This is a genomic window from Spirosoma endbachense, from assembly GCF_010233585.1.
In the GTDB taxonomy this organism is placed as follows: domain Bacteria; phylum Bacteroidota; class Bacteroidia; order Cytophagales; family Spirosomataceae; genus Spirosoma; species Spirosoma endbachense.
The window spans coordinates 10,297,069-10,297,323 of the sequence record NZ_CP045997.1; the positions used below are offsets into that span (position 1 = coordinate 10,297,069).

1 protein-coding gene is annotated in these 255 nt (G+C 63.1%); it reads left to right on the plus strand.

The features are described 5' to 3' along the window. The coding region (locus tag GJR95_RS41555; RefSeq protein WP_198424787.1) for a hypothetical protein at nucleotides 1-255 on the plus strand (255 nt) is incomplete at both ends.

The following is a 255-nucleotide window of genomic DNA, read 5'->3' on the forward strand; positions in this document are numbered from 1 at the left end:
CGGCTACGGTAAGCGGAGCGAGTTCAGCCAGTCTCACCAGCACTGGCACGGGTAGCTTCAGCCAGAGTGTCATCACCGGTAGCCAGCCATTGACCTATCAGCCTTCGGCGGCCGACATCGCAGCGGGTAGTGTGACCCTGCGGCTCACCAGTGCCGATCCCGATCTGAGCGGCAGTTGTTCCCGGGCAATCATCAGCCGGGTGCTCACCATCAGTGCCCCCCCCAGCCTGAGTATCACAGCCAGTTCGGCCAGTC